This window comes from Nocardia sp. NPDC047038 (genome assembly GCF_040644075.1).
GTDB lineage: Bacteria > Actinomycetota > Actinomycetes > Mycobacteriales > Mycobacteriaceae > Nocardia > Nocardia sichangensis.
Map to the genome: position 1 here is coordinate 430,503 of NZ_JBEYVQ010000003.1, position 23,509 is coordinate 454,011.

General features: G+C 72.1%; 1 protein-coding gene (running past one end of the window). It reads left to right on the forward strand.

Features of this window, described 5'->3' with window-relative positions; translation table 11 throughout:
- A protein-coding gene (locus tag ABZ824_RS15450; RefSeq protein ID WP_356963740.1) for a non-ribosomal peptide synthase/polyketide synthase crosses the window boundary here: on the forward strand, window positions 1–23,488 show its 3' portion. The gene continues 1,961 nt to the left of window position 1, outside the view; only the last 23,488 of its 25,449 coding nucleotides appear in the window; its start codon lies beyond the left edge, outside the window; its stop codon occupies window positions 23,486–23,488.
- Window positions 23,489–23,509 lie beyond the last annotated feature (21 nt).

Here is a 23,509-nt window from a genome sequence, read left to right on the forward strand (position 1 = left end):
CATCGCCCGGATCGCCGCGGCCATCGGCGCGACCGTGGACGTGCGCGATTTCTTCGATCGTCCCACCGTGGCCGCGGTGGTCGCGTCGGCGCGCCCGGCCGCGGCGCGTCCGCCGCTGGTGGCCGGTCCGCGCCCGGAGCATGTTCCGCTCTCGCCCGCGCAGCGGCGCATGTGGTTCCTCAACCGATTCGGCGCCGACACCGATCAGGCCCGCGAGCTGGGCGCCGCCGCCGTGGACAACATTCCGGTGGCGCTGCGCCTGCGCGGCCCGCTGGACGTCGCCGCGCTGTCGGCGGCGATCACCGATCTGGTGGCCAGGCACGAAGTGCTACGCACCGTGTATCCGCAGACCGCCGACGGGCCTGCGCAATCGGTGCGACGCGTACACGCGGTGTTCGACCTGACGCCCGCCGAAGTGCCGCGGGAGCGGTTGGCCGCGGCGATCCTCCAGGCGGCGAGCCAGGGCTTCGACGTGGCGGAGGAGATCCCGGTGCGGGTGCGCCTGCTGCGCTGCGAACCCGAGGACCACACGCTCGTGCTCGTCGTCCACCACATCGCGGCCGACGGCGTCTCGTTCGTGCCCCTGATGCGCGACCTGGCCACGGCCTATGCCGCGCGGCGCGACGGCCGCGGGCCGGAGTGGACTCCGCTGGCCGTGCAGTACGCGGACTACGCGCTGTGGCAGCAACGGGTCCTCGGTGCGGAGACCGACGCGGATTCCGTGGCGGCGCGCCAGCTCGCCTTCTGGCGCGCCGAATTGGCCGAGCTGCCCGCGCAATTGGATCTGCCCGCCGATCGGCCGCGTCCGCCCGCGCCCTCGTACCAGGGCGCCACCTACGAGTTCGCCGTCGACGCCGCGCTGCGCTCCGGCGTCGAGGCGATCGCCGCGCGCGTTCGCGCGACGCCGTTCATGGTGCTGCACGCGGCGCTGGCCGCCCTGCTGGCCCGGTTGTCCGGCACCGCGGACATCACTATCGGCACACCGGTCGCGGGCCGGGGCGAGGCCGTGCTCGACGACCTGGTCGGCATGTTCGTCAACACCCTCGTGCTGCGCACCGAAGTGGACGCCGCGCGCGGTTTCGCCGACTTGGTGGCGCACGCCGCCGACCGCGACCTGCGCGCCTTCGCGCACGCCGACATCCCGTTCGAGCAGTTGGTGGAGGCGCTGAACCCGCCGCGTTCGGCCGCCTGGCATCCGCTGTTCCAGGTCGCGCTGTTCATGCAGAACATCGGGCCGATCGCGCTGACCATGCCCGGTCTCGACACCGAGCAGGTCGACTTCGACTCCGGTTTCGCGAAGTTCGACCTCCAGCTCACGGTGTCCGAAGCCGCCGACAGCTACCGCGCCGAATTCACCTACGCCACCGACCTGTTCGACGCCGCGACGGTGCGGGAGTTCGCCGCGAAGTTCGTCCGGCTGTTGCGTGCGGCGGTGGACGACCCGGACGCACCGGTCGGGGATCTCCCGCTGCTCGACGCGGGCGAGCTGGACTACGTCACCGCGAGCTGGAACGCCAGCGGGCACCGAGTGCCCGATCGGTTCCTGCACGAGGGTTTCGACGCGCAGGTGCGCCGTACCCCGGATGCCGTCGCGGTGGTCACCGACGGCGAGCGGCTGACCTACGCCGAGCTGTCCGACCGCGCCGACCGGCTGGCCAGGATGCTGATCGGGCTCGGCGTCGGCCCGGAAGCGCTGGTCGTGCTGGCCCTGCCGCGCTCGGTGGAACTGGTCGTCGCCATGTACGCGGTGGCGCGGGCGGGCGGCGCGTACGTCCCGGTGGACCCAGGACATCCCGCCGAACGCATCGGCCACATCCTCGACACCGCGCGACCGCATGCCGTTTTGACCACGAGCGATAGCGGTTTCCGCGCCGCCGCGCAGGTTTCCGTTCCGGTGTATCACCTGGATGAACTCGATCTCTCCGCCTACTCCTCCGGCAAGATCGGCGACCGCGAACGCCACGGCGCGCTGCACCCGCAGCATCCCGCCTACGTGATCTTCACTTCCGGGTCCACCGGAAAGCCGAAGGGCGTGGCGGTCAGTCATCAGGCCATCGCCAACCAGCTGGCCTGGATGCACGCGGAGTACCGTCCGCGCACCGGCGATGTCTACCTGCAGAAGACCGCGAGCACCTTCGACGTCTCGCTGTGGGGCTACTTCCTACCGCTACGAGCGGGCGCGACCGTGCTGCTGGCCGCACCGGACGGACATCGCGATCCGCGCTATCTCGCCGAGACCGTCGCCCGCCACGGCGTCACGCTCACCGACTTCGTGCCATCGATGCTCGCGGTGTTCGCCGCGCACGCCGCGCCGGGCGAACTCGACTCGCTGCGCGACGTGTTCGTCATCGGCGAGGCGCTGCCGCCGGAGACCGTCGCCGCCTTCCGGCAGGTGTGCGACGCGGGCCTGCACAACCTCTACGGCCCCACCGAGGCGGCAGTGTCCATCACCAACCGCGAGGTCACCGAGGTGAACTCGCCGCAAGTGCCGATCGGCGAGCCGGAGTGGAACTCGCAGGTCTACGTGTTGGACGGACGGTTGCGGCCCGCGCCGATCGGCGTGCAGGGCGAGCTGTACCTGGCGGGAGCGCAGCTGGCGCGCGGCTACCACGGCCGCGTCGACCTCACCGCCGATCGTTTCGTCGCCAATCCCTTCGGCGCGCCGGGCGCCCGCATGTACCGCACCGGCGACCTGGTGCGCTGGAGCCGCGACGGCGAGCTGATCTATCTGGGCCGCAGCGACTTCCAGGTGAAGTTCCGCGGCCGGCGCGTCGAACTCGCCGAAATCGAGACAGCGCTGCTGGCGGCGGCCGGGGTCGGCCAGGCCGCGGCGCGGCTGGTCACCGGACCGGCGGGGGAGTTCCTGGCGGGCTACGTGATCGCAGCGCCCGGCGCGACGCTCGATCTCGACAGCGTGAAATCATCTGTCGCTCAGCGTCTTCCCAGCTACCTGGTGCCGACCGCAGTGGTCGAGCTGAACGAATTCCCCCGCAACACCAGCGGCAAGCTCGATCGCGCCGCCCTGCCGATCCCGGTGCTCGCGGCCGAGCGCTTCCGTCCGCCGGTGAGCGCCGCGCAACGTCTGGTCGCCGCGGTGTTCGCGGAAGTGCTGCGGGTCGAGCGGGCCGGGCTGGACGACGACTTCTTCGCTCTCGGCGGCAGCTCGTTGGACGCCACCCAGGTCAGCGCCCGCACGGGTGAGGCGATGGGAGTACGCGTTCCGGTGCGCGCGCTGTTCGACGCGCCCACGGTGGAGGGTTTCGCCGCCGCCGTGGAGCGGCTCGGCGCCGCCGGGGCGCCGCGACTCCCGCTGGTCCGCCGTCCACGGCCCGAGCGGGTGCCGCTCTCGCCCGCGCAGCAGCGCCTGTGGTTCCTCAACCGCGTCGAGAGCCAGGACGGCGCCGACAGCGTCTACAACCTGCCGATCGTGCTGCGGCTGACCGGCCGCCTCGACGTGACGGCGCTGGAGCGCGCCGTACTCGACGTGCTCGCCCGGCACGAGACGCTGCGCACCACCTTCCCCGAAACCGACGACGGCCCCTGCCAATCCGTTCGCGACGCCACCGACATCGGCCTGAGCCTGCATCCGGTGCCGATCGACCGCTCCGCACTGGAGGATGCCGTGGCAGGCATCGTCGGCGCCGGGTTCGACGTGACCGCCGAGTTGCCGTGCCGGGTCGCGCTGCTCGCGGTGGAGCGGGTCGACGAGGCGCGCGGCGTCACCGGCGACGAATACGTGCTGGTGTTCGTCGTGCACCACATCGCCGCCGACGCCTTGTCGATGGTCCCGCTGGTCACCGACCTGGTCGGGGCCTACCTCGCGCGCCTGACCGGGCGGCGGCCGGACTGGGAGCCGCTGGCAGTGCAGTACGCCGACTACAGCCTCTGGCATCGGGACCTGCTCGGCGCCGAGGACGTCCCCGGTGATCTCGCCTACCAGCAGCTGCGCTTCTGGCGCGACGTGCTGACCGGCGCGCCGGCGCAACTGCCCCTCCCGGTCGATCATCCACGGCCCGCGATCCCCTCGCACGAGGGAGCGGGCGTCGATTTCGTGATCGAGCCCGAGGTCGTCGCCGGCTTGCGCGCGCTGGCCCGGCGCGGCGGCGCGACGTTGTTCATGACGCTGCACGCGGCCTTCGCCGCCACCCTGGCCCGGTTGAGCGGCAGCGCCGACATCGTGATCGGCTCGCCCGTCGGCGGACGCGGGGAGCGGGCGCTGGACGCACTCGTCGGCATGTTCGTCAACACCCTGGCGTTGCGCACCCGAGTAGCCGCCGACGCCTCGTTCGCCGCGCTGCTGAGCGAGGTGCGCGAGGCCGATCTGGCCGCGTTCGCCAACGCCGACCTGCCATTCGAGCGCCTGGTGGACGTCATGGCGGTGGATCGCTCCGCGGGCGCGCATCCGCTGTTCCAGGTGATGTTCAGCTTCGAGACCGCGACGCCCGCATTCGGCGGGAAAGCCGTGGAGGTGCCGTGGCTGTCGGTGCACCCGGTCGAGATCCCCGACAACGGAGCGAAATTCGACCTGCACCTGGTGGTGGCGGAGCGCGCGGATTCGGCGGGACTGTCGGGCACCCTGCGCTACGCGACCGATCTGTTCGACGCCGCGACCGTCGAGTCGTTCGCCGACCGCTTCCAGCGGATGCTCGCCGCCGTCGCGGTCGACGCCGGTGCGCGGATCGGTGACATCGAACTGCTTTCGGACGCCGAACGCACACGGGTGTTGCGGGTGTGGAATGCCACCGACCGCCCGTTCCCCGAATCCGACACGCTCGCCTCCCTGTTCGCCGCGCAAGTCGAACGCACACCGGACGCGCCCGCGGTCACCTTCGAGGAGACGACGCGGGCCTACCCGTCGCCGGACCACAGCTCCTCAGCGACTGGCTCTGCGGCGCCGGCCCACCCGTCACCCGACCAGGACCTCTCAGCGGGTGGCTCCGCTGTCCTGCCTCAGCTATTGCCCGGCCACGACTCCTCGGCGGGTAGCTCTGCGGCGCCGGCCCACCCGTCACCCGACCACCCCTCGGCGGGTAGCTCTGCGACGCTGGCCCACCCGTCACCCGACCACCACCCCTCAACGAGTCGCTCCGCGACGCTTACTTATTCGGAATTCGCCGGGCGGGTCAACCGGCTGGCGCGGTGGCTCGTAGCACAGGGCGTCGGCCCGGAAACGCTGGTCGCGCTCGGTATGCGCCGATCCCTCGACCTGGTGGTGGGCATGTACGCGGTCACCGTCGCGGGCGGCGGATACGTGCCACTCGATCCCGACCACCCCGCCGAACGCACCGCCCACATCCTGGCCACCGCCGCGCCGGTGTGCGTACTGACCGCAGGCGCGGACCTGAGCTGCGGCGTGCCCGAGACGCGGATCGACCGGCTGGACCTGTCCGGTTACCCGGACACCCCGCTCACCGACGCCGACCGGCGCGCTCCGCTGCGCCCGGCGAACACCGCCTACGTGCTGTTCACCTCGGGCTCCACGGGCAAGCCGAAGGGTGTCGCGATGAGCCACCGCGGCATCGTGAACCGGTTGTGCTGGATGCAGTCCGCGTACGCCGCGCTCGGGCCGGGCGATGTGCTGTTGCAGAAGACGCCCGCCACCTTCGACGTCTCTGTGCCGGAGTTCTTCTGGCCGTTGCAGGTCGGCGCGCGCATGGTGCTGGCGCGGCCGGACGGGCATCGCGACCCGGCGTATCTGGCCCGCCTCATCCGCGCCGAGGGCGTCACCGCGGCGCACTTCGTGCCGTCCATGCTGGCCGTCTTCGTCGCGGGCGAGTTCGAGGTGCCGACGCTGCGTGAGGTGTTCTGCTCCGGCGAGGCGCTACCCGTCGGCGTGGCCCAGCGGATGCGCGAACTCACCGGCGCGCGGGTGCACAACGGCTACGGCCCCACGGAGGCCGCGGTGGAGGTGACCTTCCACGAGGTGCGTGACACCGACTTCGAGACCGTGCCGATGGGCGAACCGATCTGGAACACCAGAACGTATGTGCTCGACGCGCGACTGCGGCCGGTGCCCGCGGGTGTGCCGGGGGAGTTGTATCTCGCGGGCGTGCAACTGGCGCGCGGCTATCTGGACCGCCCCGGCCGCACCGGCGACCGGTTCGTCGCCGACCCGTTCGGCCCGCCCGGTGAACGGATGTACCGCACCGGCGACTCGGTGCGGTGGAACGCTTCGGGAGAGCTGGAGTTCCTCGGCCGCACCGACTTCCAGGTCAAGATCCGCGGCTTGCGCGTCGAACTCGGCGAGATCGAGTCGGTGCTGCTCGCGACGCCCGCCGTGACGCAGGCCGCCGCGCTGGTCCGGGACGATCGCGGCGTGGGCGAGCGCCTGGTCGCCTACTTGGTGACGGACGGACCGGTCGAGATCGCGGCGGTGCGTGACGCGGTGGCCCAACGGCTTCCTGGCTACATGGTGCCGCAGGCGTTCGTGGTGCTGGACCGGTTCCCGGTGAACGCGTCCGGGAAGCTGGACCGATCGGCGCTGCCCGCGCCCGTGATCGCCGGCATGGTGTTCGAGGCGCCGAGCGGTGCGGCGGAAGAACTCGTCGCCGAGACGTTCTCGGCTCTGCTCGGGGTGGACGAGGTCGGCGCCGAGGACGATTTCTTCGCCCTGGGCGGCAATTCGCTCAGTGCCACCCAGCTCGCCGCGCGGCTTGGCAAAGCCACCGGCGGGGAAGTGGCGGTGCGCACGATCTTCGACGCGCCCACGGTGCGGGCGCTGGCGCGGCGGATCACGGTCGACGCTCCGGCCGAGATCGGGCCCGTCGCGCTGCCGCCGCTCACGCCGCAGGAGCGCGGCCGGTCGATCCCGTTGTCGATCGCCCAGCAGCGCATGTGGTTCCTGAACCGGTTCGACACCACCAGCGGCGCGTACAACATCCCGTTCGCGCTGCGCCTCACCGGAGCGCTGAACGTGCCCGCTCTGGAGGCGGCGATCGCCGACGTGATCGCCCGGCACGAAACCTTGCGCACGATCTATCCCGAGCAGGACGGCGGTGCGACGCAGCTGGTGCTGCCCGCGGGGACGAAGCTGGTCGAGCTGGTCGCACGGCCGGTTCCCGCGCCGCAGGTGCCCGAACTCGTCGCCGCCGCCGCGCGAGCCGGGTTCGACGTGACCGCCGAGGTCCCGCTGCGCGTGCGCCTGCTGCGCGTGGAGGACGACGCCGCGGCAGGCAGCCACCAGGTGCACGTCCTGCTGTTCGTCGTGCACCACATCGCCGCGGACGGTTGGTCGTTCGCGCCGCTCACCCGGGATTTGGCCAACGCTTACGTCGCGCGGTGCGCGGACACGGCTCCCGCGCCGGGAGCGTTGCCGGTGCAGTACGCCGACTTCGCGATCTGGCAGCGCACCGCGCTGGGTTCCGCCGCCGACCCGGCCTCGGTGCTGGCACGCCAGCTGTCCTACTGGACCGACCGGCTGGCCGGGCTGCCGGAGGTGCTGACACTCCCGTCCGACCGGCCCCGCCCCGCGGTCGCCACCAACCGGGGCGGCGCGCTGACCGGACGGCTGGACGCCGCCCTGCACGAACAGATCCAGGAACTGGCCGCCGCGCACCGGGCGACCCCGTTCATGGTGCTGCACACCGCGCTGGCCGTGCTGTTGAGCCGTTACGGCGCGGGCCAGGACGTCGTGATCGGCGCGCCGGTCGCCGGGCGCGGCGAGGAAGCGCTGGACGAGCTGGTCGGCATGTTCGTCAACACGCTGGTGCTGCGCACCGAGGTTCGCCCGGACGCGACTCTGGCCGAGTTGCTGGCGTCCGTGCGCGCGGCCGACCTGGCCGCCTTCGATCATGCCGCGGTGCCGTTCGAGCAGTTGGTCGAGGTGGTGAACCCGGTTCGCTCACAGGCGCACGCTCCGCTGTACCAGGTCGCGCTGACCTTGCAGAACCAGACCGCGCCGGAGTTCCGGCTGCACCGGCTGGCCATCGCGGCGCTGGAGATCGGCGCGGCGCCGATCCAGCTCGACCTGGACTGGACGCTGACCGACCGCTACACCGCCGACGGCGCGCCCGACGGCATCGACGTGCACCTGCACTACGCGCTGGACCTGTTCGACGAACCGACCGCCGCCGGGTTCCTCGCCGCCTTCGACCGTGTGCTGCGCGCCATGGTGCGCGACGCCCGCACCAGGGTCGGCACGGTCGAGCTGATGTCGGTGGCCGAACGCGGCCTGCTGCTGTCGGATCGCAACGCCACCGCGCACCCGTTGCCCGCCGAGACGCTGGACGACCTGCTCACCGCCCGCGTCGCGGCCACGCCCGACCGTGTCGGCGTGCGTTGTGAGAACGAAGCGGTGACCTACGCGGAGTTCGCCTCTCGCGTGAACCGTCTGGCCCGCAAGCTGATCCGGACAGGTGTGGGCCCGGAGGACATCGTCGGCCTGGCCGCGGCGCGCTCGATCGACATGCTCGTGGCGATGTACGCGATCGTGCGCGCGGGCGCGGCGTATCTGCCGATCGATCCGGCGCACCCGGCCGAACGCCTGGCGCAGGTCGTCGCGAGCGCGGAGCCCCGGTTGGTGCTGACCGCCGGTGACGTGACGCTGCGCCCGCTCGACGGCGTCCCCGTGCTCGAGCTCGACGCTCTCGACCTCGATGACTTCGCCGACGGACCGGTGGCCGACGCCGAGCGGATCACCGCGCTGCGCCAGGACAACACGGCCTACGTGCTGTTCACCTCCGGCTCCACGGGGCGGCCGAAGGGCGTCGCGGTGACCCACCGCGCGATCATGAACCAGCTGCGCTGGCTGGAATTCCGTTACCAGGTCACGGCGTCCGACCGCATCCTGCAACGGGCCCCGCTGACCTTCGACGTGTCGGTGTGGGAATGCTTCCTGCCGATCGCCGTCGGCGCGCCGCTGGTGATCGCCCGGCCCGGCGGGCACCTGGACCTGGCCTACTTCGCGGATCTGCTGCGCGAACACCGGATCACCATCGCGGAGTACGTGCCCTCGGTGCTGGCCGCGCTGATCGGCGAGGGCATGGGCGACGCGCTGCGGTCGTTCCGGCATCTGCACTGCGGAGGCGAGGCGCTCACCCCGGACTTGCTCGCCGCGCTGCGCGGCAGCTTCGACGGCGCGGTGCACAACGCCTACGGCCCGACCGAGGCGGCGATTTCGGCGATCTACCACGAATTCACCGACAGCGACGCCGAATCCGGGCGGGACGTCGCCATCGGCCGTCCGTGCTGGAACACCAGGGCCTATGTGCTGGACGACGGGTTGCGCCCGGTGCCGATCGGCGTCACGGGCGAGCTGTATCTCGCGGGCGACCAGCTGGCGCGCGGCTATCACGCCCGCCCCGGACTGACCGCCGAGCGGTTCGTCGCCGATCCGTTCGGCGTGCCCGGCCGCATGATGTACCGGACCGGCGACCTGGTGCGCTGGAACCGCGACGGCGATCTGGTGTATCTGGGCCGCAACGATTTGCAGGTCAAGCTGCGCGGCCAGCGGATCGAGCTGGGCGAGATCGAGTCCGTCCTCGCCGCCGCGACCGGCGTGACCAACGCGGCGGTGCTCGTGGCTCGCGACAACGCGGGACAGGAATGCCTGGTCGGTTACGTCACCGGAGCCGACCCGACGCCCGATGCGGTGCTCGACGAGGCGCGGGCACAACTGCCCGCGTACATGGTGCCCGCCCACATCGTCGTGCTCGACCAGATGCCACTGACCACTGTCGGCAAGCTCGATCGGTCGGCGCTGCCCGCCGTCGAGCTCACCGGCGCCACGGAAGACTTCCGCGCACCGCGGGAGGGGACCGAGGCGGTGCTCGCCACCCTGGTCGCCGACCTGACCGGCGCGGAGCGGATCGGCGCGGACGACGACTTCTTCGCCCGCGGCGGCAACTCGCTGCTGGCCATGCGGCTGGTCGCCCGGGTCAACGCGGCCTTCGGGTGCGCGCTGACGGTGCGGGAGGTGTTCGAAGCGCCGACCGTGGCCGGACTCGCGCTGCGAGTGGCGGGATCGGAACGGCCGGACGTCACCCGGCCCGCGCTCGTTCCCCGCGAACGGCCGGAGCGGATCCCGTTGTCCCTGGCGCAGACCCGGATGTGGCTGCTGCACCGGCTCGTTCCGGATTCGGCGGTCTATCACATCCCGATCACCATCCGGCTCACCGGCGCGTTGGACCTCGCGGCATTGCGCGCGGCCGTGCGCGATGTGATCGATCGGCACGAATCGCTGCGCACCGTCTTCCCCGCCGACGCGGACGGCCCCGCCCAAGTCGTCCGCACCGGCGCGGATGTGCCCGAACTGCCACTGCATCCGATCGAGGTGACCGAGCCGAACCTGCGGGACGCGGTGCTCGCGTCGATCGGCGAGAGCTTCGACCTGCGCAGTCGTATCCCGGTGCGGGCGGGCCTGTTCCGCGTCGCGCCCGAAGAACATGTGCTGGCCGTGGTGGTCCATCACATCGCCGCCGACGGCGTCTCCACCGCACCGCTGGCCCGCGACCTCATGACGGCCTATACCGCGCGCGTCGCGGGGGAGCGGCCGTCGTGGCCGCCGCTGCCCGTGCAGTACGCGGACTTCACCCTCTGGCAGCGCGAGGCCCTCGGCTCCGCGGATGATCCGGACTCGCCGCTGTCGAACCAGATCGCCTACTGGCGCTCGGAACTCGACGGACTCGCCCCGGCGCTGGAAATGCCCGCCGACCGTCCTCGCCCGGCGGTGGCCTCGGGTCGCGGCGCCACCGTCGAGTTCGCGATTCCCGCCGACCTCACCGGCTCGATCGCGGAACTCGCCCGGCGGCACGGCGTCTCGATGTTCATGGTGTTGCACGCCGCCTACGCCGCGCTGCTCGCCCGGCTCGCCGGAGTCGGCGACGTCGCCATCGGCACCCCCGTCGCGGGACGGGGCGAACAAGCGCTGGACGACTTGGTCGGCATGTTCGTCAACACCCTCGTGCTGCGCACGCCGATCACGCCGGACGCGTCGTTCGCCGCATTTCTCGGCCGCGTCCGGGAGGTCGACGTGCGGGCCTTCGCCCACGCCGACCTGCCGTTCGAGCGCTTGGTCGAGGAGCTGAACCCGATTCGCTCGCAGTCTCATTCGCCGCTGGTGCAGACACTGCTCGCCTTCGAACAGCGCGACGACACCGTGCTGCGCCTGCCCGGCCTGACGGTGACGGCCTATCCGCTGGACAACCGCGTCGCGCAGTTCGACCTGGCGGTGGAACTGACCGAACACCGCGTCGCGACCGGTTACGCGCTGCGCGGCGTGCTGCGGTATGCCACGGACCTGTTCGACCGAGCCACCGTCGAGACGTTCGGGGCGCGCTTCACGCGCGTGCTGCGGGCCGCGGTGGCCGATCCCTCGGTGCGGGTCGGCGACCTCGAAATCCTGGACGACGCGGAACGGGCACTGGTGCTCGACCGCTGGAACGACACCGCCGTCCCCGTCGACCCGGCCGCCACGCTGATCTCGTTGTTCGAGGCGCAGGTCGCGAGGACCCCGGACGCGCCTGCGGTCACGGTCGATGGGCGCACCCTGTCCTACGCCGAGTTCGCCGCGCTGGCGCGGCGGCTGGCGCGCTGGCTGGTCGGTCAGGGCGTCGGCCCGGACGCGCCGGTCGCGCTCGGCATGCGACGGTCGCTGGATCTGGTGGTCGGCATCTACGCGGTCACCCTCGCGGGCGGCGCGTACGTCCCGCTCGACCCCGACCATCCGGCCGAGCGGCTGGAGTACGTGCTGTCGACCGCCCGGCCGGTGTGCGTGCTCACCTCGGGCCTCGACCTGGACGCGGGCGCGGCGCGGCAGGTCCGCGTCGACCGGCTCGACCTGACCCGATACTCCGCCGATCCGCTCACCGCCGGAGACCGGCTCGGTGCGCCCGCCCCTGGCCACACCGCGTATGTGATCTTCACCTCAGGATCGACCGGTCGCCCGAAGGGCGTGGCCGTCACCCACGCGGCGATCGTGAATCGCCTCACCTGGATGCAGTCGGCCTATCCGCTGGTCACGGACGATGTGGTGCTGCAGAAGACCCCCGCCACCTTCGACGTCTCGGTCTGGGAATTTTTCTGGCCCTTGGCTTTCGGCGCTCGCCTGGTGGTCGCACGTCCAGATGGGCATCGCGACCCCGCCTATCTGGCCCGCCTGATCGTCGAGCAACGCGTCACGACGGTGCACTTCGTACCCGCCATGCTGGCGGTTTTCCTGGCGGATCCGCGCACAGAAAAGTGCATTACGCTGCGCAACGTCTTCGCATCGGGCGAGGCATTGCCCGCGGTTGCCGCGCAGCGGGCGCGAGAGGTGATCGGAGCGCGGGTGCACAACCTGTACGGCCCTACCGAGGCCGCCGTCGACGTCACCTATCACGAGGTGACCGATCAGGACCTGGTGTCCGTGCCGATCGGCAGACCGGTGGCCAACACCCGCCTGCTGGTGCTGGACGCCCGGATGCGGCCGGTCCCGGTCGGCGTTCCGGGAGAGCTGTACCTCGCCGGTGCACAGCTGGCCCAGGGTTACGTGGCGCGCCCGGAGTTGACCGCCGACCGGTTCGTGGCCAACCCGTACGGACCCGCCGGGGCGCGGATGTACCGCACCGGCGACCTCGTCTCCTGGACCGGCAAGGGTGAGCTGGAGTATCTCGGTCGCACGGACTTCCAGGTGAAGCTGCGCGGTCTGCGCATCGAGCCGGGCGAGATCGAGTCGGCGCTGTCGGCGCTGGACGCGGTTGCCCAGGCGGTGGTGCTGGTCCGTTCGGACGAGCGGTTGGGCGATCAGCTGGTCGCCTACCTGGTTGCCTCGGGCCGCCACCCGATCGACATCGAGGACGTGCGGGCCGCACTGAGCGCCGAACTGCCCGCGTATATGGTGCCCACCTCGTTCGTCCTGCTCGAGCGGTTCCCGGTCAACGCCTCCGGCAAGCTGGACCGCGCCGCGCTGCCCGCGCCGCAGTTCGCGACCGTGGGGTACCGAGCTCCGGCCACTCGGACCGAGGCGACCGTCGCGGGGATCGTCGCGGCTCTGCTCGGCGTCGAGCGCGTGGGGGCGGACGACGATTTCTTCGCCCTCGGCGGAAACTCGCTGCTCGCGACCCAGGTCGCCGCCCGGCTGGGCGCCGAACTGGACGCCGAGATCCCGGTGCGCCTGCTGTTCGAGGCGCCGACCGTGACCGCGCTGGCCGCGCGGGCCGAACGGCTCGCGGGGACGGGCGCCAAACCGGCGCTCGCGCCCCGGCCGCGCCCGGAGCGCATCCCGCTCTCGCCCGCGCAGCAGCGGATGTGGTTCCTCAACCGCTTCGATCCCGCCGAAACCGTGCACAACATCGCGGTGGTGGTCCGCCTCACCGGCTACCTGGACCCGGACACCCTCGCCGCCGCCGTCGCTGACGTGGTCGGCAGGCACGAAACGCTGCGCACCGTGTACCCCGACCACGAGGGCGTCGGGTACCAGCGCATCCTCGACGTCGATCAGGTACCCGTCATCCGAATGCTGGAAGCGACGGGCGCGCTGCGGGAGTTCGTCGCCGCCCCGTTCGACCTGACCGCCGAAGTGCCGCTGCGCGTCGGCCTGGTGACCCGGTCCGATCGCGACCACCTGCTGGCGCTGGTGGTGCACCACATCGCGGCCGACGGCTTCTCGATGGGCCCGCTGGCCCGCGATCTCGCCGCCGCCTACGCGGCTCGCGCGACGCGCACCGCCCCGGTCTGGACCGAACTCGACCTGCAATACGCCGACTACGCGCTCTGGCAGCGCGAGGTGCTCGGCGCCGAGGACGACCCGGACTCGGTGGCCGCACGCCAGCTCGCGTACTGGCGCGAGACGCTGCGGGCTCTGCCCGCCCAGCTCGACCTGCCCGCCGACCGGCCGCGCCCCGCCGTCGCCTCGCACATGGCGGCGAGCACGACCGTCGCTCTCCCGCAGGAGATAGGCGCGGGCATCGCCGAGGCGGCCGCGCGCTACGAGGCCACACCGTTCATGGTCGTGCACGCCGCGCTGGCCACCCTGCTGGCCAGGCTGTCCGGCACGGAGGACATCGCGATCGGCGCGCCCGTCGCGGGCCGCGGTGACGCGGCGCTGGACGAGTTGGTCGGCATGTTCGTCAATACCCTGGTGCTGCGCGCGCAGGTTCCCGGCTCGGACACCTTCGCCGCCGTGCTGCGCCGGGTGCGCGAGCGCGACCTGGACGCCTTCGCCCATGCCGACGTGCCGTTCGAGCGCCTGGTCGAGCTGCTCGACCCGCCGCGTTCGCAGGCCAGGCACCCGCTGTTCCAGATCGCGCTGTTCTTCCAGAACCTCGGGCCGGTCACCCTGGACATGGCAGGCGTCGCCGTGGCGGAGCACGACTTCGACTACGAGACAACGCCGTTCGACCTCCAGCTCACCGTCACGGGTGACGCGCTGCGCTTCACCTACGCCACCGACCTGTTCGACGCCGACACCGTGGCGACGTTCGGCTTGCGCTTCACCCGTCTGCTCGCCGCGGTGACCGCCGACCCGGAACAGGTGGTCGGCGACATCGACCTGTTCGGCGCGGGCGAATTGCGCCGCGTGGTCACCGAGTGGAACGACTCCACGCACACCGCCCTGGCCGACGAACTGCTGCTCGACGAATTCGAGGCGCAGGCCGCCGCGACGCCCGACGACCCCGCGCTGGTGTTCGTGCCCGACAGCGCGATGCCTCCCGTCACCGTGGCCTACGGCGAGCTGGACCGGCGCGCCAACCGGCTGGCCCGCCACCTGATCGCGGCGGGCGTCGGCCCGGAAGCGCTGGTGGCGCTGGCGATCCGGCGCTCACCGGAGCTGGTGGTCGCGATGTACGCGGTGCTCAAGGCGGGCGGGGCGTATGTGCCGATCGACCCGGACCACCCCGCGCGGCGCATCGCCCACATCCTCGACACCGCCGCGCCCGTGGCCGTGCTCACTACGGCGGCCGACCGGATCGACGTCGGCGATTCCGTCGCCACCGTCCTGGTCGACGCCGTCGCGCTGGACGGTTACGCCGACGACCCGATCGCGGCCGACGAACGTCGCGCGCCGATCCACCCGGGCAGCCCGGCGTACGTGATCTTCACCAGCGGCTCCACCGGGAAACCCAAGGGCGTCAGCGTGTCGCACGCCGCGATCGTCAACCAGATGACCTGGATGCAGTCGCGGTACGGTCTCACCGCCGAGGACGTCTACCTGCAGAAGACGGCGACCACGTTCGACGTGTCGCTGTGGGGCTACTTCCTGCCGCTGCGGGTCGGCGCCACCCTCGTGCTTGCGGCTCCGGACGGCCATCGCGACCCGGCCTATCTCACCGGCGTGATCGCCGAAAGGCAAGTCACCGTCACCGATTTCGTGCCGTCGATGCTGAGCGTCTTCGCCGGGCACGTCGCCGCCGCAGGGCGCGGCGCCGCACTCGCGTCGCTGCACACGGTGTTCGTGATCGGCGAGGCGCTGCCCGCCGAGACCGTGCGGGCATTCGGCGCGGTGAGCGCCGCACGGGTGCACAACTTGTACGGCCCCACCGAAGCGGCGGTGAGCATCACCCACCGCGATGTGACGGGCGAGAGCGACCGCACCGCGCTGCCGATCGGCAATCCGGAATGGAACAGCCGGGTCTACGTGCTGGATTCGCGGCTGCGCCCGACGCTGCCCGGCGTCGCGGGCGAACTGTATCTCGCGGGCGTCCAGCTCGCGCGCGGCTATCACGGCAGGCCGGACCTCACCGCGGACCGGTTCGTGGCCGATCCGTTCGGCGCGCCGGGGCTGCGGATGTACCGCACCGGCGACCTGGTGCGCTGGGAGACCCGAGGGAACACCGCCGAATTGGTGTACCTGGGCCGCACCGACTTCCAGGTGAAGTTCCGCGGCCAGCGCGTCGAGCTCGGCGAGATCGAGGCCGCGCTCGCGGCCGCCCCCGGGGTGGCGCAGGCGGCGGCCCGGGTGGTCACCACCGTCACCGGCGACGATCACCTGGTCGGTTACATCACCACCGAGCCGGGCACGGTGCCTGCGGATGCCGAGGTGCTGCGCGCCGCCGCGCGCACGCTGCCGTCGTACATGCTCCCCTCGGCTCTGGTCACGCTCGACGCCTTCCCGCTCAACGCCTCCGGCAAACTGGACCGGAAAGCGTTGCCGGATCCGGTTTTCGACCGCGCCGCCTATCTCGCCCCCGTCACCCTGGCCGAGCGCGTAGTGGTCGAGGCCTTCGAAACGGCGCTGGGCGCTGGGCCGATCGGCGTCGACGACCACTTCTTCGCCCTCGGCGGCAACTCGCTCAGCGCCACCCGGGTCGCGGCCCGGCTGGCCGACCGGCTCGGTCGCCGCGTCCCGGTGCGGCTGCTGTTCGAAGCGCCGACGGTAGGCGCGCTGGCCGCGCTGCTCACCGCGGAGGCCGCCGCGACCGAACAGGTGGTGCCCTTGGTCGCCGGACCGCGACCGGAACGGATTCCGCTCGCGCCGGTCCAGCGTGGCATGTGGTTCCTCAACCGGCTCGATCCGGCGTCCGCCGCGCACAACATCCCGGTCGCGCTGCGCATCGAGGGCGAGCTGAACACCGACGCCATGATCGCCGCGTTCGCCGACGTCGTGGCCAGGCACGAGACCTTGCGCACGGTGTATCCGGCCGACGCGACCGGCGCGGGTCATCAGGTGATCCTGCCCGCGGACGGCGCTGCGGTGCGCTTGACGGTCGAAGCGCTGGACGGTCGCGCCGCCGACGACCGGATCGCCGAGTTCCTCGACGCCGGTTTCGACGTCACCGCCGCCGTTCCGGTGCGCGCGGCGCTGCTGCGGGAGCACGCCACCAGCCACGTGCTGGTCGCGGTGGTGCACCACATCGCGGCCGACGGTTATTCGATGAGCCCGTTGCTGCGCGATCTGCTGACGGCCTATCTCTCCCGCGTCCTCGGCGCCGAACCGGTCTGGCCCGCGCTCGCCGCCCAGTACGCCGACTACTCCCTGTGGCAGGACGCCCAGCTGGAAACCACTGCCGCGCAACAGCTCTCGTATTGGGCCGAGACGCTGCGCGATCTGCCGGGCGAGCTGGAGCTGCCCGCCGACCGTTCGCGTCCCGCCGTCGCGAGCAAGCGCGGCGCGAGCGTGCGGGCCAGGATCGGCGACGGGATCGCGGCGCGGGTCCGTGAACTGGCGCTGCGCCACGACGCGACGCCGTTCATGGTGGTGCACGCCGCTCTCGCCGTCCTGCTGTCCCGGTTGTCGGGTTCCGGCGACGTCCCGATCGGCACCCCGGTGGCCGGACGCGGCGCGGCGGCCATGGACGACCTGGTCGGCATGTTCGTCAACACCGTGGTGCTGCGCGCCGAAGTGCACGCCGACGAGTCCTTCACCGACCTGCTCGCCCGGATCAGGGCCGTCGATCTCACGGCGTTCGAGCACGCGAGCGTGCCGTTCGATCGGGTGGTCGACGAACTCGGCGTCGAGCGTTCCCAGGATCGGCATCCGCTGTTCACCGTGGCGCTGAGCTACCTGAACGCCGCCGCCGACGCCTTCACCGTGCCCGGTCTCGAACTCACCGCCGTCGCGTTCGACGAACAGGTGGCGCGTTTCGACCTGCAATTCACCGTCGCCGCCGAGCCCGACGCCGACGGCCACCTCGCCGTCGAACTGGACTACGCCACAGACCTCTTCGACGCCGCCACCGCGCGCGCTCTGCTGCGCCGCTTCGGCAGGCTGCTCGGCACGCTCATCTCGCGACCGGACGCGCCGATCGCCGCCGCCGATCTACTCGCCCCCGCCGAACGCGCCGACCTGCTCGGCCGCCGGGGCGACGCGCCGGTGCCGCCGCGCACGCTGGCCGAACTGATGGCCGCCGCCGTCGCGTTCGACCCCGGCGCGGTCGCACTGGTCGGCGGCGAACGGCAGCTGACCTACCGGATGCTGGACGAGCAGTCGTCGCGGCTGGCGCGCATGCTCATCGGCCACGGTCTCGGCGCGGAGGACGTGGTGGCCGTCGCGGCGCCGCGCTCGATCACCTCCGTGCTCGCGGTGTGGGCGGTGGCCAAGACCGGCGCCGCGTTCGTTCCGGTCGACCCGACCTATCCGGCCGAGCGGATCGCGCACATGCTGACCGATTCCGGTGCGGCGCTGGGCCTGACGATCGCCACCTGCCGCGCGGCGCTGCCCGGTGACGTCGACTGGCTGGTGCTGGACGCCCCGTCCACGGCCGCGCGGATGCGCCGCAACAGCACCGCGCCGATCGACCCCGCCGAACTCGTCCGTCCCGTGCGGTGCGCGAACCCGGCCTGGATGATCTACACCTCCGGCTCGACCGGGACGCCCAAGGGCGTGGTCGCCACGCACGGTGGCCTCGCCGGAGTGGCCCTCGCCCAGCGGGACCGGCACTTGGTCACCGCGGACGCGCGCGTGCTGCACGTGGCCTCGCCCAGCTTCGACGCGTCCATGCTGGAACTGCTGCTGGCTCTGTCCGCGGGCGCGGCGTTGGTGATCGCGCCCCCTGGCGTCTACGGCGGCGCGGAACTCACCGCGCTCATCCGTGACCAGCGGGTGACGCACGCGTTCCTCACCCCGGCCGTCCTGCCCACGCTCGACCCGGCCGAGCTGGACTGTTTACGGCAACTCACCGTCGGCGGCGAGTCCTACGGCCCGGACACGGTGCGCCGCTGGGCCCCCGGCCGGTCGTTCTACAACACCTACGGCCCGACCGAGACCACCGTCATCGCGACGATCAGCGCCGCGCTGCGGCCCGGCGACCCGCTCGACCTGGGCACGCCGATCCACGGCATGTCGGCGGTGGTGCTGGACGGCAGGTTGCGGCCCGTGCCGGTCGGCGTCACCGGCGAGCTGTACCTGCGCGGTCCAGGCCTGGCCCGGGGATACCATGCGCGACCAGGGCTTTCGGCCGCGCGGTTCGTCGCCGACCCTTACGGTCCCGCGGGTGGACGGCTGTACCGGACCGGTGACCTGGTGCGCTGGACCGGATCCGGCGCACTGCGCTATGTCGGGCGTTCCGACCACCAGGTGAAGGTGCGCGGCCTGCGCATCGAACTCGGTGAGATCGACGCCGTGCTCGCGGCGCACGAGACGGTGCGCACGGCCGTCACCGTCGGCCACACCGATGCCTCGGGTGCGGTATCGCTGGTCGCCTATGTGGTCGCGGCCGCGGGCCACACGATCGACGCCGCCGACCTGCTGGCTCATGCCGCGCGCTCGCTCGCCGCGTACATGGTGCCGAGCTGCGTGCTGGCGCTCGACGAGCTGCCCCTGACCCCGGTCGGAAAGCTGGACCGTAGAGCATTGCCGCAGCCCGAGTTTCGCGCTGCTCCGTTCCGTGCGCCGCGTACCGAGACCGAGCGGGCGGTGGCGCACACGGTCGCGGAGGTGCTCGGACTCGACGGCGGCGTGGGCCTGGACGACGATTTCTTCGCCCGAGGCGGCAATTCGCTGACCGCGACCCAGCTGGCCGCGCGGCTCGGTGACCGGCTCTCGGTCGCCGTCGGCGTCCGCGCGGTGTTCGAGCACTCGACCGTCGCCGCGCTGGCCCGCGCGCTGGACGACGCCTCAGGTGGGTCCGCGCGTCCCGCGCTCACCCGGCGCGCGGTGACCGGTCCCGTGCCGCTCTCGCTCGCGCAGCAGCGCATGTGGTTCCTCAACCGCCTCGATCGGCAGTCCACCGCCTACAACATCCCGCTGGCGGTGCGCCTGACCGGCGCGCTGGACGTGGCGGCGTTGAACGCCGCGATCGGGGACGTGGTGGCTCGCCACGACGTGCTGCGCACCGTCTACCCGCTGCACGCGTCCGGACCGGTGCAGGTCGTATTGCCCGTCGCGGACACCACCCCGGTGCTCGCGCCCATCGCCGTCCCGGCCGACGACCTGGCCGCGGCGGTGGCCGATTTCGTCGGCGGCGGCTTCGACGTCGCCGAGACCGTCCCGGTCCGCGCCCGGTTGTTCGCGCCGGTCGACGGCGACGCGGCGGGGACCCAACACGTGCTCGTCGTGGTGGTGCACCACGTCGCCGCGGACGGCTCGTCGCTGGCGCCGCTGGCGCGCGACGTCATGTCCGCCTACGCAGCACGCAAACGCGGCGTCGCACCGGACCGGCCACCGCTTCCCGTGCAGTACACCGATTTCAGCGTGTGGCAGCGTGAACTACTCGGCGCGGAGGACGATCCCGCCTCGCTGCTGGCGCGGCAGATCCGATTCTGGACCGAGACGCTGGCCGAGCTGCCCGCGCAGCTGAGCCTGCCCACCGATCGCCCGCGTCCCGCCGTCGTCTCCACGCGCGGCAGGCACGTCGATTTCGCGATCACCCCGGATATGCACGCGCGGCTGGCCGATCTCGGCCGGTCCTGCGGCGCCACGCTGTTCATGGTGTTGCACACGGCGTTCACGGTGCTGCTCGCCCGCCTGTCGGGCACCTCGGACATCGCGGTGGGCACCCCGGTGGCCGGGCGCGGCGCCGCCGAACTCGACGACGTCGTCGGCATGTTCGTCAACACGCTGGTGCTGCGCGCCAGGGTGGACGCGGGCGAGGGCTTCACCGACCTGCTCGCGCGCGTGCGCGCCGCCGACGTCGCGGCCTTCGCGCACGCCGACGTGCCGTTCGAGCGTCTGGTCGAGGTGCTCAACCCGGAGCGCTCCACCGCCCGTCACCCGCTGTTCCAGGTCGGCTTCTCCTTCCACAACCAGGCGGAGGCCGATTTCTCGCTGGACGGATTGACCGCCACCGCCGCCGATTTCGAATCCGAAGTCGCCCAGTTCGACCTGCATTTGATCGTCACCGATCGCTACGGCCCCGACGGAACCCCGGCTGGCATGGCGGCTTCGATCACCTACGCCACCGCCCTGTTCGACGAGTCGACGGTGGCCGGTTTCGCCACTCGCCTGCAACGGCTGCTGGGCGCGGTGTGCGCGGACCCGCGACTGCCGGTCGGGGATCTCGCGCTGCTGGACCCGGCGGAGACCGAGCGCGTGCTGGTCACCTGGAACCAGTCCGGGCGCGCCTTCGCGCCTGCCACGCTGGCCGCCGCGTTCGAGGCGAGGGTGGCCAGGACGCCGCAGGCCATCGCGATCGTCGACGACGCCACGACGGTCACGTACCAGGAGTTCGGCGCGCGGGTCAATCGCCTGGCCCGGGTGCTCATCGCGCGCGGCATCGGCCCGGAAAAGCTGGTGGCGCTGGCTATTCCGCGCAGCGTCGACCTGCTCGTCGCGATGTACGCGGTGGTGACGGCCGGTGGCGCCTACGTGCCGCTCGACCCGGCGCATCCACTGGAACGCACCGCGAGCGTACTGGCCGCCGCAGCGCCGCGGCTGGTGCTCACTTCGGCGCGGGAGCCGATGCTGCCCGCGACGGCGTCGGAACACAGCGTGGTGCTGGATATCTCCACCGTCGACGACACGGTGGCCGACGGTCCGGTGCGCGACGACGAACGGATCGCCGCGCTGTCGCCCACGAACACCGCGTATGTCATCTTCACCTCCGGTTCCACCGGCGCGCCGAAGGGCGTGGCGATGCCGCACGCCGCCGTCGCGCACCAGCTGGATTGGATGCAGTCGGAATACGCGCTCGGCCAAGACGACGCGGTGCTGGTGCTGACCTCGGCCGCGTTCGACCTGTCGGTGTGGGAGTACTGGTGGGCGCCGCGGGCCGGGGCGCGGCTCGTGCTCGCACCTCGGGGCGCGCAGCGCGATCCGTCGGGGCTGCTCGACCTGGTGCGCCGTGCCTCGGTGACGACGCTGACGCTGGTGCCGTCGCTGCTGGCGATGCTGGCCGAAGCGTCCGGCGAGCGCCGCCTGCCACGTTCGCTGCGCCGACTGCTGGTCATCGGCGAGGCGTTGCCCGCCGCGACGGTGCGGCGGGTCCAGGCGCTCACCGCGGCCAGGATCGACAACCTCTACGGACCCACCGAAGCCGCGGTGTCGGTGACCCGCTTCCGCACCGCCGCGGGCGACCGGCAAGCGCTGGTGCCCATCGGCACACCCGAATCCGGCAACCGGGTCTACGTGCTCGACGACCGTCTGCACCCGGTGCCCGCCGGGGTGACCGGCGAGCTGTATCTCGGTGGCGCGCAATTGGCCCGCGGCTATCACGGCAGCGCCGAGCTCACCGCGGAGCGGTTCGTGGCCGACCCGTTCGGACCCGCGGGCACTCGCCTGTACCGCACCGGCGACATGGTGCGCTGGTCCGCGGGGGGCCACCTCGAGTACGTCGAGCGGCGCGACTTCCAGGTGAAGATCCGCGGCTACCGCATCGAACTCGCCGAGATCGAGCATGCCCTGCGCTCGCGGCCCGAGATCGGCGAGGCGATTGTCGTCGCCTACGACACCGACGGCGCGAACGCCGTGCTGGCGGGCTATTTCACCGCCGCGGAGCGGCTCGACCCGGCCGCGTTGCGCGCCGCGCTGGCCGAGATCCTGCCGAGCTACATGGTGCCCGCCGTGCTGCGGCGGTTGGCGACGTTGCCGCTCACCGCGAACGGCAAGGTCGACCGCTCCGCCTTGCCCCGACCCGAGACACAGGCCCGGGAATTCCGCGCCCCCGGCACCGACTTGGAGCATGCCGTGTGCGCGGATTTCGCCGAGATACTCGCCGTCGAGCGGGTCGGCTTGGACGACAATTTCTTCGAGCGCGGCGGCAACTCGCTGCTGGCCACCCGCCTGGCCGTCCGGCTGAGCGCGGCGCTCGGCGAACAGATTCCCGTGTTGTGGCTGTTCGCCGCGCCGACACCGGCCCGCCTGATCGCCCAGCTGGAGCAGCACCGGTCCGGTCGCGGCCGGGTGGACGCGACCGCCGCGTTCGACGTCGTGCTTCCGCTGCGCACCGGCGGCGCGCGGGAGCCGCTGTTCTGCCTCCACCCGGCCGGCGGCGTCGCGTGGTCGTTCGCGGGCCTCGCGGCGCACTTGGACCCGGAGCGCGACGTGTACGGCATCCAGTCGCCGGTGCTCAACTCGGAGGCCATGCCGGAGTCCATCGACGACTGGGCGAGCCGCTACGTGCGCGAGATCCGCGCCGTGCAGCCCGAGGGCCCGTATCACCTGCTCGGCTGGTCGCTCGGCGGCGTACTCGCGCACGCGGTCGCGGTGCGGCTCCAGGAGCAGGGCCAGCGGGTCGCGGTACTGGCCATGATGGACAGCTCGCTGCGGGTCGCCGCGCACGCGGCCATCGCGCTGCCGGTCGCCGATCTGCTCGGCGGGTTGCTCGGCGAAGCGGCCGACGACGAGGACGCCGAACTCGACCCGCCTCGGCTCGCGCGCCTGCTCGCGGACCTGCCCGAGCCGTTCGCCTCGTTCGGCGCCGACCGCCTCGACCGTGTGCTCGGCGCGGGCGCGGGGTCACTGGAGTTGATCCGGCGCTACCGCCCCCGCCCCTACAAGGGCAACCTCGTGTACTTCACCGCCGCGCTGGACGATCCGACCGGTGCCGCGGGCGCCGCGAGCTGGGCGGACGCCGTGGACGGCACCGTGCACAACCACGCGGTGCACGCCTCGCACTGGCGGATGACCTCCGAATCCGCGCTGGCACGGATCGGCCACGTCCTCACCGCGGCGCTGGCCGACACCGACCGCCCTTAGACCCCCCAACCTGATCTGACC